Here is a 16,248-nt window from a genome sequence, read left to right as displayed (position 1 = left end):
CGTATTCGTGTATCGTATCGAGGATGAGGCGCGCGCCACTCGGTGCGCGTCGGTTCCCGGCGGATAAGACGATGATTACGCGCCAGGCCCCCTTCGCGCTGCGCCCCGTCGCCTTCTGTGTGATGGCTGCGTGCTGCGAGCTTGCGGCCGCCAACCCCACCGGTCCCAGCGTCGCTGCCGGCGCTGCGACCTTCCAGAACGCCGCCAAGACCCTCACGGTCACCAACACCCCCGGCACGATCATCAACTGGCAGGGTTTTTCGATCGGCAGCGGCGAGACCACCCGCTTCCTCCAGCAGTCCGCATCGAGCGCCGTGCTCAATCGCGTGGTCGGCCAGGACATGTCGAGCCTGCTCGGCACCCTCACCTCGAACGGGCGGGTGTTCCTCGTGAACCCCCACGGCATCGTGGTCGGGGCGGGCGCGCGCATCGATACCGCGGGCTTCATCGCGTCCACGCTCAACATCACCGACAGCGATTTCCTGCAGGGAAGGCTGCGCTTCGAAGGCGGCGGCGGCCCGCTCAGGAACGCGGGGACGATCCAGGCGAGCGGCGACATCATGCTCGTCGGCCCGCAGATCGAGAACAGCGGCATCATCCGCAGCGACAACGGCGCGGTGCTGCTCGCCGCGGGCCGCAAGCTCACGATCACCAGCCCCGACGCGCAGGGCGTGCGCTTCGAGCTCCAGGCGCCGACCGACACCGCGCTCAACGTCGGCACGCTCGACGCGCGCACCGCGGCCTCGATGTTCGCCGGGACGCTGCGCCACTCGGGCGACATCCGCGTCGGCGCCGCGACCGACGGAGCAGGGCATGTGACGCTCGTGGCGCAGAAGGATGCGATCGTCGACAAGGGCGCGACGGTGACCGCGGGCGGGGTGGACGGCGGCCGAGTCGAGATCGCCTCGGGGAACCTCACGGCTGTTGCGGGCCGCATCGATGCAGGCGGCACCGCAGGCGCGGGCGGCAGCGTGAGTGTGTCCGGCCCTGTCGTGATCCAGACCGGAGACTTGCACGCCGACGGCGCGAGCGGCGGTGCGGTGAGCGTGCGCGCGGATCGCCTGCTGCAGGCCGGTGCAGCCACAGCCGACGGTCGCGCCGGTGCCGGCGGAACCGTGACTGTCGCCGCGGACAAGATCATCCAGACCGAGTCTGCGCGTCTGTCGGCCGACGGCAACGGCGGGGCAGGCGGCATGGTCACCGTGGCGGCCGGCCAGGCGGCCGGCGACGGCATCTTCAGCTCGGCGACAGCGAGCGCGACGGGAACGGCGGGCGGCCGCGTCGCGATCACGGGCAACGAGATCATCCTGCGCGGCGCGCACCTCGATGCGAGCGGCGACAGCGCCGGGGGCACGGTGCTCGTCGGCGGCGACTGGCAGGGCAGGAACCCCGACGTCGCGAACGCACAACTGACGCAGCTCAACTTCTCGACGACGATCGCCGCGGATGCGAGGCAATCGGGCGACGGCGGCAAGGTGGTCGTGTGGTCCGATCGCGACACGCAGTTCTTCGGCGCGATCAGCGCCCGCGGCGGCGCGCAAGGCGGCGACGGCGGGCGCATCGAAGTTTCGGGCAAGGAAAATCTCGTGTTCGGCGGCATGGCCGATGCGGGCGCGCCGAACGGCAAACCGGGCGTGCTGCTGCTCGATCCGAAGAACATCGTCATCGATGCCGCGGGCAGCGGTCCTGCCGCGAGGGACCTCGTCGATCCGAATCTCAACCCGGACAACAATTTCGGTGCAGGCGCGGTGGTCCTGGCCAACGGCAACATCGTCGCGCCCGTGCCGACCGACGACTTCGTCGCAGCCGACGCGGGCGCGGTCTATCTGTTCAACGGCGGCACCGGTGCGCTGATCTCGACGCTCACCGGTTCTGCGGCGTCCGACCGCGTCGGCAGCGGCGGCGTGACCGCACTGCCCGTCAACGGCAATTTCGTCGTGAGCAGCCCCAACTGGAACAACGCCGCCGGTGCGGCGACGTGGGGCAGCGCTACGAGCGGCGTGGCCGGTGTCGTCAGTGCCGCGAACAGCCTCGTGGGATCCAGCCCGAACGATCTGGTCTCAGCCGCTACAGTGGGCTTCGCAGGGGTCAGGGCGCTCACCAACGGCAACTACGTGGTCTCGAGTCCTTCGTGGGATAACGCCGGGATATCCGACGCCGGCGCGGCGACGTGGGGCAACGGCACCACGGGTGTCACCGGCGCCGTCACCGCGCTCAACAGCCTGGCCGGCACACAGGCCAACGACGGCGTTGGATATCACGGGGCCACGGCGCTGACCAACGGCAATTACGTCGTGATGAGCCCGCTCTGGAACAACGGCGCCACGTTGGGGGCCGGCGCGGCAACCTGGGGCGACGGCACGACGGGCATCGTCGGTGCGGTGACGGCTGCGAACAGCCTGGTCGGCACCAGCCCGTTTGACGCGGTGGGCTTCAACCAGGTCGTCGTGCTCACCAACGGAAACTATGTGGTGCTGAGCGCCTCCTGGCGTAACGGCGGGGCGCTGAGGGCCGGCGCGGCAACCTGGGGTAACGGCACGACCGGCGTCGTCGGCGCGGTGACGGCTGCGAACAGCCTGGTCGGCACGACCGCCGAGGACAAGGTCGGTTCCGGCGGCACGGCCCTCACCAACGGCAACTACACGGTCCACAGCGCCACGTGGACCAACGGTGCGGTAGCGAACGCCGGCCATGTCACGTGGGGTGACGGCACCACCGGCGTCACCGGTGCGGTGAGCGCCGCGAACAGTCTGGTCGGCACCACTGCCGATGACATGGTCGGCGCCGGCACCGTATTCGCGCTCACCAACGGCAATTACGTCGCGGTGAGCCCGTTCTGGGCCAACGGCGCGGTATCGCAGGCGGGCGCGGTCACGTGGGGCAACGGCACGATGGGCATCACCGGCGCGGTGAGCGCGGCCAACAGTCTCGTCGGTTCGATCGCGAACGATCGCGTCGGCTCCGGCGGGGTGACCGCGCTGTCGAACGGGAACTACGTCGTGGCCAGCCCGTTGTGGGACGCCGCGGTGCAGAACGTCGGCGCGGCCACGTGGGGTAACGGCACGACGGGCATCACCGGCGCGGTGAGCGCGGCCAACAGTCTCACCGGCAACGTGCTGAACGATGAGGTGGGCCTCGGCGGCGTGACCGCGCTCACCAACGGCAACTACGTCGTGACGAGCCCGAACTGGAACAGCGGCATGGGCGCCGCGACGCTGCGCAACGGCGCGGCCGCGGATCCGGGCATCGTGAGCCCCGCCAACAGCCTGGTGGGCTCGACCCCGGCCGACGGCCTCGGCATGACGGTGACGGCGCTCACCAACGGCAATTACGTGGTCACCAATCCCGCGTGGGACAACGGCGGGAACGCCGACGTCGGCGCGTCGACGTGGGGCAACGGTGCGAGCGGCGTCACGGGAGCGATCAGCGCGTCGAACAGCCTGGTGGGCAGCGCTGCCGGGGATTCGGTGGGCGACGGTGGTGTGACGGCGTTGCCGAACGGCAACTACGTCGTGTTGAGCGCCAGCTGGCGCAACGGCGCCGTGGCGAACGCCGGCGCGGTGACGTGGGGCAACGGCAGCACCGGGACGACCGGTTCGGTGACGGCGTCCAACAGCCTCGTCGGTGCCACCAGTAATGATTTCGCGGCTGCGGCCGTCAGGCCCATCTCGGCCAACCGCGTGCTCGTCGCCAGCCCGCTATACGACAACGGCGCAGACGAAAGCGGCCGGCTGCAGATCTTCGACGGCAGCGGCGAATCGATCTTCAGCCCGCTCACTTTCGCGAACAACCCGGCGGGCGCCGTGACCATCAGGCCCGCGGCGATCACGTCGATCACCAACACCGGCACAGCGGTCGAGTTGCAGGCGAACAACGACATCACGCTCGCGGCCGGCTCGGACATCGTCACGACCGCGCCCGGCGACGGCGGCGCGCTGACGATGCGCGCGGGCCGCAGCATCACCCTCAATTCGAACATCACCACCGACAACGCGACGCTGACGCTCGTCGCGAACGAGACCGTCGCCAACGGCGTGCAGGGCGCCTTCCGCGACCCCGGCGCCGCCAACATCACGATGGCCCCCGGCACCACGATCAACGCGGGCAACGCCGACGTTTTCCTGACCATTGCGCCGGGCTTCGGCCACGCCGCGACGAGCGGCGCCATCACCGTCGCCAGCATCACCGCTGCGAACGTAGCGGTGCAGCACAACGGCCCGACCGCGAACGGAAAAATTCTTCGCGCCGACGCATCGTCGATGCTGACCGGCACCACGTCGCTGTTCCTGCAGATGGGGACGACCGGCGCGACAGGGAGTATCGGCACGCTTGCCGAGCCGATCCGCGTGACCACACCGGCGCTCGAAGCGTTGACGCCCGCTGCGGCCGGCGGCATCTTCATCTCGGGCACCGGCGATCTCGGCATCGGCGGCGTGCCGCTCTCGATCTACGGGGGCACCGTGCGCGGCGTGCAGGCGGGTGCGGGCGGTCCGATCTCGATCGAGACCACGGGCAATCTCACTCACTCGCCCGTCGTTCTGCCGTCGAGCATGTGCGGCCCCGGCAGCAACATGGGGAGCAACCCGATCTGCGCGGTCGGCGTGGGGGCCTCGATCACGCTCAAGGCCGCGACCATCGGCTCGCCCGGCGGCGGACGATTGCAGGTGCAGACGAGCGGCGCCGGCGTAAGCGCCGAGAGCACGTCGGGCGGCGTCTTTCTCCAGCAGGTGAACGGCACGCTCAACGTCAGCGACTACTCGCTGTCGACGCCCACCGGACAGGCCATCGAGCTCGCCAACCTCAACGGCGCGATCGCGGTCGATACCTCGATGCCCTTCGCGACGCGCCCGGTCACGCTCGTCACCGGAAGCAGCGACACGACGTTCGGCATCGTCACCGTCGATGCGTCCACGCTGACGCTCTCCGGCGGCGGCGCGGCACGCTTCGACAGCGGCACGACCACGATCAACGCGACGGTCACGAGCGACAAGCCGGTCGGCATCGATGGCGGCACAGCCATCTTCAGCAGCGGCGGATCGCTCAACAACGGCGTGACCCTGTCGAACGGCGGCCTCACCGTGAACGGCGCGACGACGATCTCCAACGGCGCGCTCTCGTGGTCGAACGGGACGATCGCGGGAACGGGCTCGCTGGCATTCGGGACCGGCGGTAGCGCCGCGCTTCCGGGCAACGGCGCACGCATTCTCAACGGCCCGTCGCTCACGATCGCGGACATGAACCTCGGCGCCGGCTCGCTCGACGTGCAGGGCGGCACGCTGACACTGCCCGGCATCGTTTCCAAGGCGCCGTCGGCGGCGCTGCTGCTTTCGGGGAGCGGGCAGATCGACGCAGTCGGCAGCGGGTTGCCGGGGCTGGTCATGACGGGAGGCACGCTCGCGCGCTCGGTGGCCGGGGATCTCGGCATCGGCGGCGATTTCAGTGTTACCGGCGGTGCCATTCCGGCCGGCGGCGGCGAGCTTGTCACGCAGGCGAGCACCACGATCGGCGGCGTCGTGTTCGCGCAGCGCAACTGGCGCAACAACGGCTCGCTCAACATCGTACCGGGCGGACGCTTGAGCCCGAGTCCCGGCGGCGGCTTCCAGTTCACCAACGCAGCCGGCGGCACGGTCAACCTCAGCACCAACCTCGATGCGCCCTTCGGCGCGGCGAACGAAGCCGTCGTGAGCAATCAGGGCATCATGAACGTCGCGGCGCCCGGGCCGGACGCGATGATCGTTCCGAACGCGTTCACCAACGCCCCGGGGGCGAATCTCAACATCACCAACGGCACGCTCGACCTTGCCGACGCGCGTACGCTCGCCGGCAACATGTCGATCCCGAGCGGACGCGCGCTGCTCGTCTCGTCGGGGAACAGCGCGGTCTTCGACGGCACCGCGATCTCGGGAACCGGCACGGTGCTCGTGCGCGGCGTCGACGGCGCCACGCCGCAGGCGACGTTCAGGGGCGTGAGCGCGACGAACAACGCGCTGACGGTGGACATCAACGGCACGGTCACGTTCGATACCTCGCCGTCGGCCTTCGGCAGTGTCTCCGTTTCGGGGGCGGGGCCGATGCCCGGGGAATTCGCCGGCAGCCTGACTGCCAACACCGGCGTCACGATCAACGGTCCGCTCGACGTCGCGGGGCTCGCGACGTTCAACGGCACCACCAGCGTCACCGGAGACGTCGCGCTGCGGGGCACGCTCGGCGGCAGCGGCGCCTTTTCGGCGCCGGGTCTCAACTGGATCGGCGGATCGATCCAGGGCGCGGGCGTGAAGACTTTCACCACCGTCTCGTCGTCCGACTCGCAGAGCACGCCGCATCTTGCGGGCAACGTCGCGCTCGCCGCCGGCGGCACGTGGAATCACAACGGCGTCATGGCACAGGACGGCGCCGGGCAGCTTGCGATCGGCGCCGGCGCAGTGGTCACCAACAACAACCTCGCGAGCTGGAACCTCTCGTCGAGCGTGGGCAACGCGATTTCCGGCGCCGGGCGCTTCGACAACGCGGGCACGTTCGCCAACTCGGGCGCCACGTCGCACAGCGTCACTGCGCCGTTCGTCAATACCGGAATCGTCAACATCGCCGACGGCAGCGCGCTCACGCTGGGGCCGGGCGGTCCGAGCGCCGACACCGGCGTCATCAGCCTCGCCGGCACCTCGTCGATCGCTTTCGACGGCGACCGTACTCTCGGCGCGTCGTCGCTCGTTTCGGCGTCGGGCGGCACGATCTCGGTCAACGGCGGTGCGCTGACCGTGAACGGCCCGGTCGTCACGAACGGTCCGATGGCGTTTAACGGCGGCACCGCCCTGTTCAATGCGGACGCACCGCTCACCGCGCTCACGCCGACGACGATGACCGTCGACGGCGGCACCGCGGTCTTTTTCCGTCCCGTGAGCATCGGCAGCACGCTCGCGATCTCGTCCGGCAGAGCGAACTTCAACGAGAGCGCCACTGTCGGCACCACGCTCACCCTTTCGTTCGGCACGCTCGGCGGCACCGGGCCCGTCGGAGTCAACGGTCTGACGACGTGGAGCGGCGGCGGCATGGACGGCAGCGGCACGACCACCGTCGACGGCGGCCTCGCGATCAGCGGGCCCGCGACCAAAGCGCTGGCGCTCGACCGGCGCGTGACGATCCCGGTCAGCACGACGGCGACGTGGACCGGCAGCGGCAACATCGTGGTCAGTGACGGCTCGCGCATCACGAACCTCGGCGAGTGGCTGGATCAGAGCGCGGGCGCGACCATCTTCGGCGGCCCCACCGGCGGCACGTTCTTCAACCAAGGGCTGTATCGGCGCGCGGCAGGCGACGGCTCCGCCTCCAGGGTCGGCATCAGGTTCGACAACGAGACGCCGGCTGCCTCGGTCGAGGTGCAGAGCGGGACGCTGCGCCTTTCCGGCGGCGGTACGAGCAGCCGGCCTTTCAGCGTCACGGGCACGCTGGACTTCGCGAGCGGCGCGGGCGGCTACACGGTCGGTGCCGGTTCCGACATCACCGGTTCGGGCAGCGTGGTGTTCAGCGCGGGAACGACTGCGCTCGACGGCGGCACGTACAACGTGGCGTCGACGCAGGTAACCGGCGGCACCGCCAATTTCAATGCCGGCGTCAACGTCAGCAATATCGGCGCGGTGCTGGTGCAGAGCGGGACGCTCAACCTCTCGAGCGGAGAGGCGATCGCCGCGCCGACCCTGACGCTTACCGGAGGCACGCTGGCCGGCACCGACAACGTCACCGTCAGCGGCGCGATGACCTGGCTCGGCGGCACGATGGCCGGATCGGGCAGCACGACCGCCGCCGGCACCCTCGCCATCGGCAGCGCGTCCCAGAAGAATCTCGACGGCCGCGCGCTGAACAACACCGGCACCGCGACGTGGGACGGCGTCGCCGGCTCGAACGACCGTATACGCACCGGCAACGGCGCGTCGATCAACAATTCGGGCACCTGGAACGATCGCACCGGCAATGGCGCGCACATCGCCAACAATCTCGGCGGCACGATGTCGACGTTCAACAACACCGGCGACTACGTGAAGTCGCTGCGCGCCGGTACGACGGTGAGCGAGTCGATGTCGATCGATATCCCGTACAGCGTGAGCGGCGGCGGAACGACCAGCGTGCAGGCCGGATCGCTGAGGCTGACCGGCGGCGGCACGAGCTCGCGCCCGTTCAACGTCTCATCGGGCGCGACGCTCGAGTTCGGCGACGGCGTTTACAACCTCGAAGCCGGCAGTAATTTCACCGGTGCGGGCGGCGTGCTCGTGACCGTGGGCACGGCCAACTTCAACGGCGGCACCTACGACGTCACGGGCGGCACGACCGTCACCACCGGCGGCACGGCGAACTTCAACGCGGGCGCGAACGTCGTCAACGTGGGCGCGGTCACGGTCAGCGGCGGAACGCTCAACCTCTCCAGCGGCGAGACGGTCTCGGCTTCGTCGCTCGCTCTGTCGAGCGGCACGCTCGCGGGCAGCGACACGATCAACGTTGCGGGCGTGACGAACTGGACCGGCGGCACGATGACGGGCCCCGGGACGACGACCGCCGCCGGCGGCCTCACGATCGGCGGTACGCCGGTAAAGAATCTCACCGCCGGACGCACGCTGAGCAACACGGCGGCCGCGACGTGGACCGGGGGCGACATCGCCACGGCGAACGGATCGACGATCGATAACTCAGGCAGCTGGACCGACCAGACTTCGGCCGGCCAGATCGCCAACACCGGCGCGCCGTCAACGTTCAACAACAGCGGCACGTATACGCGGGCGAGCGCCGGCAGCGGCAGCGCCAGCACGACGATCGCGTCGGGCATCGCGTTCAACAACACCGCCACCCTGGCGGTCGACAGCGCCACGCTGAGGCTCGGCGCGGGCACGAGCACGGGCTCGATCGGCGTGGCCGGCACGCTCGAGTTCACGTCCGGCGCCTACGATGTCAACGGCGGAACGGTGAGCGGCGCCGGCACGGTGCGTGCCGCGGGCGGCACGGTGAATTTCAACGGCGGGACGTATAACGTCAGCGGCCGCACCGAGGCGGCGGTCGCGAGCAGCGCGGTGTTCAACTCGGGTGCGACCGTCAACGGCGTCGGCGCGCTCGTCGTCAACGGCGGAACCGTCACCCTCAACAGCGGCGAAACGGTCCCGGCTTCGGCCCTGGATCTGTCGAGCGGCACCCTCGCCGGCACCGACACGATCAACGTCGCGGGCGCGACGACGTGGACCGGCGGCACGATGACCGGCGCGGGCAACACCGTCGCGAACGGCAACCTGACGATCAGCGGCGACAGCCCCAAGAACCTCGACGGCGTCCGCACGCTGACGAGCAACGCGACCGCGACGTGGAGCGGCGCGAGCGGAACGGCCGGAAACATCCGTACCGGCAACGGAGCGCGCATCGTCAACAACGGCACGTGGCAGGACCAGTCGGTCTCCGGTCAGATCAGTCATGACCTTGGCGGAGCTGCGTCGACGTTCATCAACAACGGCACTTACGTCAAATCAGGCGCCGGCACGACGACCGTGCAAAGCGGCGTCGCGTTCGATAACGCCGCTACCGGGCAGGTGCAGGTTCAGAACGGCGGCGTGCTGACGCTGGCGGGCGGCGGTATGTCGGCCGGAGCTTTCAGTCCCGCAGTCGGCGGGACGGTCGAGATCGCGGGCGCGGACGGTTACGTGTTCGGCGCAGGCACCTCGCTGAACGGCGACGGCACGCTGCGTATCTCCGGCAGGCTCGACGTCAATGCAGCGTTCTCGACCGGCACGCGCGTGCAGCTCAACAGCGGCACGGTGAACGCTGCGGCGGACGTAACGCTCAACGGCGTTTTCGACGTGGCCGGCGGCGAGTTCAACGGCCCCGGCGTGCTCACGACCGGCGCCGGCTCGACCACGACCCTCAGCGGCGCCGAGATCGCGTCGATCACCAATACGGCCTGGAACAACTTCGGCACGGTTACGATGACCGGCGCGTCGCGGTTCGCCTTCGGCGGAGACGGCAGCGTGCCGGTGGTGATCAACAATCGCAGCGGCGGCGTGTTCGACGTGAGCACCAGCGCGGCCGTACCCTTCAGCAGCCTCACGACGACGGCGAACAAGAGGTTCAACAACGAAGGCACGCTCAATCTCAACAGCGAGGCGGTCACGACCTTCGGCGTGGCGGCCGCCAATGCCGGCACGATGAACGTCAACGCCGGCAACGTCGGCATCTCGATGGCCGAGAACGGCGGCACCATCAATATTGCCGATGGCGCGACGCTACGTCCGAACGCGACCTTCGTGAACGCCGGCACGATCGGCGGCACCGGCACCTTCGACGTCGATGCCGGCACGATTACCAACAACGGTCACCTGCGGCCGGGCGCGACAGCGGGCAATACGATCGGCACGCTGCATATCGCGGGCAATCTCGTGCAGGGCGCAAGCGGCGCGGTCGATCTCGAGCTCGGCGGGACGGGCGCTTTCGACGTGCTGGCGGTCACCGGCGGCGCGGCGCTCGCGGGCACGGTGAACGTGACGGTGCTGCCTTCGTATACGCCGGCGATCGGCGACAGCTTTCCGGTGATCACTGCGGCTGCGCGCACCGGCAACTTCGCGACCGTCAACAAGAACTTCGGCACCAACATGACGGCGGCCTATGGCGCCGCGCCGGACGCGGCGCTGCAGTTCACGATCGGCGGCGGCCCGGTGAACTCGTGGATCTCGGACGCGAGCGGCGACTGGAGCGTGGGCGGCAACTGGAGCCTCGGCCACGTCCCGACGAATACCGAGACCGCGTTCATCGACCGCCCCGGCACGCTCACGATCACGATACCCACCGGCACCTTCACGCCCGACGCGCTGACCAGCCAGGAAAACGTCACGATCGACGGCGGCACGCTCTCGCTCGCGAATGCGTCCACGATCAACAATGCGTTCGCGATGAACGGCGGCACGCTCGCGGGCAGCGGCCTGCTCACCGTGAACGGCCCGGTCACCGTGACCGGCGCGTCGCAGCTTTCCGGCCGGCTCGCGACGAGCGCGCTGAGCCTGCCGAGCGGCTCGCTCATCGTTGCGAATGGCGGCGTGCTCAATCTCAACGGCGCCGTCGTCACCGACCTGCGCAGCGGGGCTTTCTCCAACGCCGGCAGCGTGAACCTGGCGAGCGGCGGCGCGCTCACGCTGGGCAACGGCGCGGACGGCGGGGTCTACAGCCTGCCCAGCGGGAGCACGCTCGAGTATGCGGCGGGCACGCGCGATCTCGACGCCGGCATCGCCTACACCGGAATGGGGACGCTGCGCATATCGGGCGGCACGGTGAACATCGACACGCCGCTGACGCAGCCGAGCGGCGGCGTGGCGCTCGCTATGGCGGGGGGGACGGTGAACAACGCCGCGGGCCTGGCGCTCAACGGCGCGTTCACATGGTCGGGCGGTACGTTCACCGGCGCGGGCGCGCTGACGACCGGCGGGGCGACCACGATCGACGGCATCGCGACGCTGTCGGGCACGACCTGGACCAACTTCGGCCCGATCGCGCTGACCGGAGACGGCCGCCTGGTGCTGTCAGGCAGTCCCACCACCGCGACGACGATCTTCGACAACCGCTCGAGCGGCGTGATCACCGACACGAGCGCGTCCGCGACGCCGATCGGTTTCTCGGGAATGCGCGCGAGCACGCGCTTCGACAACAGCGGACGCTTCGTCAAAGGAGCCGGATCGAACGCGACGCAGACGCTCGACGTGCCGATGACCAACACCAGCGGCGTCAATCCGGCGGCCATCGATGTGGACGGGGGCACGCTCGTCGTGAACGGTCTGCCGACGAACGCGGGCGCTATCAGCGTCGCGGGCGGTGCGACGTACTCGACCGGCGGCGCTGCGTTCAACAACGATGGCCGGGTGGCGCTCGCTGCGGGCGCCGCGTTCACGACAGTCGGCAACACATTCACCAACGTGGGACGCGTCGACCTCGTCGAAAGCTCGACCGTGTCGACCGGGGCGCAGCCGTTCACGAACGCCGCCGGCGGCGTGGTGAATGTGAACGCGGCAGGACGCACCGACCTCTCCGCCACGACCTTCAACAACGCAGGCGCGGTCAACATCACCGGCGGCACGCTTGCGCTCGGCAGCGGAACCGATTCGGGCGGGTACGACATCGCGAGCGGCAGGGTACTCGAGCTCGCCGCGGGGACGCGCGACCTCAACGCCGGCGTCGCTTACACCGGCACGGGCACGCTGCGCGTCGCGGGCGCGACGGTGAACGTCAATACGCCGCTGACGCAGCCGAACGGCGGCGCAGCCTTCGAGATAACGTCGGGAACGCTGAACAACGCCAACGCAGAAGGTCTCGCGCTCAACGGTGTGTTCACGTGGTCGGGAGGAACGGTCACCGGCGCGGGTCCGCTGACGACCCGCGGGACGACCACGATCGACGGCATCGCGACGTTGTCCGGCACGACCTGGAACAACTTCGGTCCGGTCGCGCTGACCGGAGACGGACGCCTCGTGCTGTCGGGCAACCCGACGATCGCGACGACGGTCTTCGACAACCGCTCGAGCGGCGTCATCACCGACACCAGCGCGGCGGCGACGCCGATCGGTTTCGCGGCGACGCGCGCGAGCACCCGCTTCGACAACAGCGGCCGGTTCGTCAAGGCGGCGGGATCGGCCGCGACGCAGACGCTCGACGTGCCGATGACCAATACCAGTGGCACGACGGACGCGGCGATCGTCGACGTTCAGAGCGGCACGCTGGTCGCGAACGGGCTTTCCACGAACGCGGGCATCATCAACATCGCGGGCGGCGCGACGTTCTCGACCGCGGGTGCGCCGCTGACCAACGGACCGCGGAGCGTGCTGCAAGGCAACGGCACGCTCGATCTGGGCGGCGAGACCTTCAGGAACGACAACATCGTCGCGCCGGGCACGTCGCCGGGCACATTGACGATCGCGGGCAATTACGTGCAGGGACCGAACGGGATGCTGGAGATCGATCTCGAGGGCCCGCGGCAAGGGATCGACTACGACCTCCTGAAAGTGAACGGCAACGCTACGCTCGCCGGGACGCTGCTGCTCAAACCGGGCCCGGCGGTGGCCCCCGGAGACAGCTTCCAGCCGATCACATACGCGAGCGTGACCGGCGACTTCGCGAAGATTCTGCCCCCCGACGTGCCGTTCAGCGGGACGCCCGGGCCGACGTCGTATACGACCACGCGCACCGCGTCGACCACGCCTGCCGAGTTCGCACGGGACGAAGTGCTGCCCGAGAGAAGAGACCCGGTGGTCTTCGACCCGTATCAGCAGCGGCCCGACAAGCCGCAAGGCAACCTGCGCGAGCAGCAGGACCAGCGCGAAGCGCGCGACGACCGCCGGAAGGTCATCCCGGAGTGTCGATGACGGGCGCGCGTTCGATCCTCCTGTTGATCGGCGCGGTATTGCTGCCAGCCTGCGCGCATGCCCAGGTCGCGCGCGTGATGAGCCTCGAAGGCACGTCGATGCTCGAGCGCGCGGGGCAGGCGCCGCGCATCCTCGGCCTCGGCGACGCGCTCGCCGAGCGCGACACGATCAATGTCGGCCGCGCGAGCAATGCCCTGCTCGAGTTTCGCGACCGTACGCGCATCACGCTGCGACCCAACACCATCTTCCGCATCAACGCCTTCTCCGACAACGAGCGCGCGGCGATGGACGTGCGGCTCGTCAAGGGCGGCATGCGCACCACCACCGGCGACATCGCCAAGCGCGAGCCCACCGCGGTGAAGTTCCAGACCAACACCGCGGTGCTCGGCGTGCGCGGCACCGAGTTCGACGCGCGCATCTGCGAGGAGGACTGCACCGCGGACGAGCGCTTCAAGCCGGCCGCGGGACTGATCGCGATCGCGGCGCGCGCGATCGAGGTGAACGGACAGGTGACCGCGGTCGCGAACCGGGTGCCTCGCGACCTCGCTGCCGGCGGCGCGCTCCAGCAGGAAGAGAGCATCGTCACGTCCGCCGACGGCACCGTCGTGCTCGCGTTCCGCGACGGCACCCGCATCTCGCTCTCGCCGCGCAGCGAGCTCGCGATCCAGCGCTTTCATTACGACGAGCGCGCGCAGTCGGGTCACGTGCACCTCAAGCTCATCGCCGGGCATGCGCACGTCTATACCGGCCAGCTCGCCAAGCTCGGCGGCGATGCGTTCCTGTTCGAGACGCCCGCCGGCATGCTGCGGCCGCAGGGCACCGGTTTCTCGGTCGGTGCGGAAGACTTGATCGTCGTGCACACCTGGGACGGCACGGTGATCCTGCAGCTCGGCGACCAGCGCGTCGAGATCAAGAAGACCGACACCGTCGCGATCGCCGTCGTCGACGGCAAGATCACCTTCCTCGCGTCGCCGCCGCCGTTCGTGACTGACCCCAAGGTGCCGCGGCCCGACGGCGTGCAGGTCGATCCCGCGACGTTCGGGGACGCCGGTACAGTCGAGCGCGGGCTCTACGTCTGGGTGCGCGACGGCGCGGTCGTGATGGACAAGGATGCGAAGCAGCTCGTGATTCCCGCCGGTGGCGCCGCGCTCGCGACGGGTGACAAGCTCGCGCCGCTTGGTACCATACCGAACTTCATGCGCTTCGATCCCACGCCCCGCGGCAACTTCACGCCGCGCACCACCGGTTTCCAGCTTCCCGTCTTCAAGGCGCCTGACGGCTCGACCGTCGGCCTGTGCAAGCCTTGACTCGGTTAACGCGCGCCAAGCGCGTTAACCTCCTGCGCGGCGCGGTGTCGGCGGCGCTGCTCGCGCTCGCATTGGCATGCCCGGCGCACGCGCAGGACGGCCCGCGCTTCGCGGTGCGCTCTTTCGACATCGAAGGCGAGCTGCCGATCCCGCGCGAGCGCGCGCTCGCGATCGTGGCGCCTTATACCGGCGACGCCGTCGATCTCGATCGGCTCCAGGAAGCGGTGAAGGCGCTCGAAGGCGAGCTCGCCGCGCGCGGTTTCCCTTTCTATCGCGTGGTGCTGCCGCCGCAATCGCTCGACGGCGTGGCGGTGATCCGCGTGCTGCCGTTCAGGCTCGCCAACGTGAACGTCACCGGCAACCAGTACTTCTCGCGCGAGAACGTGCTCGCGAGCCTGCCGGCGCTCAAAGCGAACTCGTCGCCGAACATCGCGGAGGTCGGCCGCAACCGCTCCGCCGCCAACGAGCATCCGTCCAAGACCGTCGAGGTCACGTTCCGCCAGAGCGAGACGCCGGACTCGGTCGACGCCGACGTCGCGGTGACGGATCTGCCGCCGCAGAGCTTCTTCCTGGGACTCAATAACACCGGCGAGCCGCGCACCGGCCACTGGCGCGCGTCCGTCGGATATCAGCACTCCAATCTCTGGAACCGCGACCACAGCCTCACCGCGAGCTACACGACCTCGCCCGATCATTTCAGCGACGTGAAGCAGTACGGCTTCTACTATCGCATCCCGTTCTATTCGGTCTCGGGGGCGCTCACGCTGTTCTATGCGTTCTCGGACGTGAACTCCGGGACGGTCGCCGGCGCTTTCCAGGTGAGCGGGCGAGGGCGCTTCTCGGGCGTGCACTGGCGGCAGCATCTCACGCCGTTCGGCGCGTACTCGCACGCGCTGGAGGCGGGCATCGACGATCGTTTCTTCGACAACAGCGTGGACTTCTCCGGCCAGCAGATCGGCGTCGACGTGAGGAGCCGGCCGGCGACGCTCCAGTACAACGCGCGTTACGACACCGCGAATTCGATCGTCGCGGGCAACGTGCAGTACGTGCGCAACCTGGGCGGGGGCAAGGACAACAACGACACTGCCTATATCGGCAACCGCGCCGGCGCTTCGCCCGACTGGGACGCCCTTCGCTACGGCGGCGACCTGAACCTGCGCGTTTCCACCGTGCTGCTCTCCGCACGCCTGCGAGGACAGATCTCGAACGAGCCGCTGATCCCGGGCGAGCAGTTCGGCATGGGCGGCGCGCTCAGCCTGCGGGGCCTGCGCGAGCGCGAGGTGGTCGGCGACAGCGGCATCACCGGGACCGTGGAAGCGCTGGTGCCGCTGCCGTTGACCGGCTTCTCCGCGCTCGCTTTCGTCGATGGCGGCGAGGTCCGCTCCAGGGAGATCGCCGCGGGCACGCCGTCGCATCAGGCCGCGTTCAGCGCGGGCGTGGGCATTCGCTGGAACCTCCCGCGCAGGATGTCGCTGGGCATCGATGCCGCGCACGTGCTCGACGGCACGACGACGACCTCGTCGGGTGACCGGCGCGTTCATGCATCCGTGGTCATCCGTTTCTAACCGTAG

General features: G+C 69.4%; 3 protein-coding genes. All 3 read left to right on the top strand.

Annotation, left to right across the window (positions count from 1 at the left end):
• Nucleotides 1-71 precede the first annotated feature (71 nt).
• From VHP37_18370 to VHP37_18360, 3 genes are read left to right on the top strand one after another with little or no spacing between them, the layout of a single operon-like run.
• The gene (locus VHP37_18370) at nucleotides 72-13,370 is read left to right on the top strand and encodes a filamentous hemagglutinin N-terminal domain-containing protein (GenBank protein HEX2828325.1); all 13,299 of its coding nucleotides are present in this window, start codon (nucleotides 72-74) and stop codon (nucleotides 13,368-13,370) included.
• Entirely contained in the window at nucleotides 13,367-14,677 is a 1,311-nt protein-coding gene (locus VHP37_18365) for a FecR domain-containing protein (GenBank protein ID HEX2828324.1), read from the top strand. Before VHP37_18370 ends, VHP37_18365 begins: the two co-directional genes overlap by 4 nt.
• A complete protein-coding gene (locus tag VHP37_18360; protein HEX2828323.1) occupies nucleotides 14,674-16,242 on the top strand; it encodes a ShlB/FhaC/HecB family hemolysin secretion/activation protein in 1,569 nt (522 codons plus the stop codon). Before VHP37_18365 ends, VHP37_18360 begins: the two co-directional genes overlap by 4 nt.
• The last annotated feature ends 6 nt before the right edge of the window (nucleotides 16,243-16,248 follow it).

The sequence above is a fragment of the Burkholderiales bacterium genome, assembly GCA_036262035.1.
In the GTDB taxonomy this organism is placed as follows: domain Bacteria; phylum Pseudomonadota; class Gammaproteobacteria; order Burkholderiales; family SG8-41; genus JAQGMV01.
The sequence above is the reverse complement of the archived record's forward strand: the minus strand, read 5'-3'. Positions and strand labels throughout refer to the sequence as shown.

Bases quoted from the DNA above. Each gene is read 5' to 3' on its own strand.
- VHP37_18370 (HEX2828325.1), top strand. From the start codon at position 72: ATGATTACGCGCCAGGCCCCCTTCGCGCTGCGCCCCGTCGCCTTCTGT.
- VHP37_18365 (HEX2828324.1), top strand. From the start codon at position 13,367: ATGACGGGCGCGCGTTCGATCCTCCTGTTGATCGGCGCGGTATTGCTG.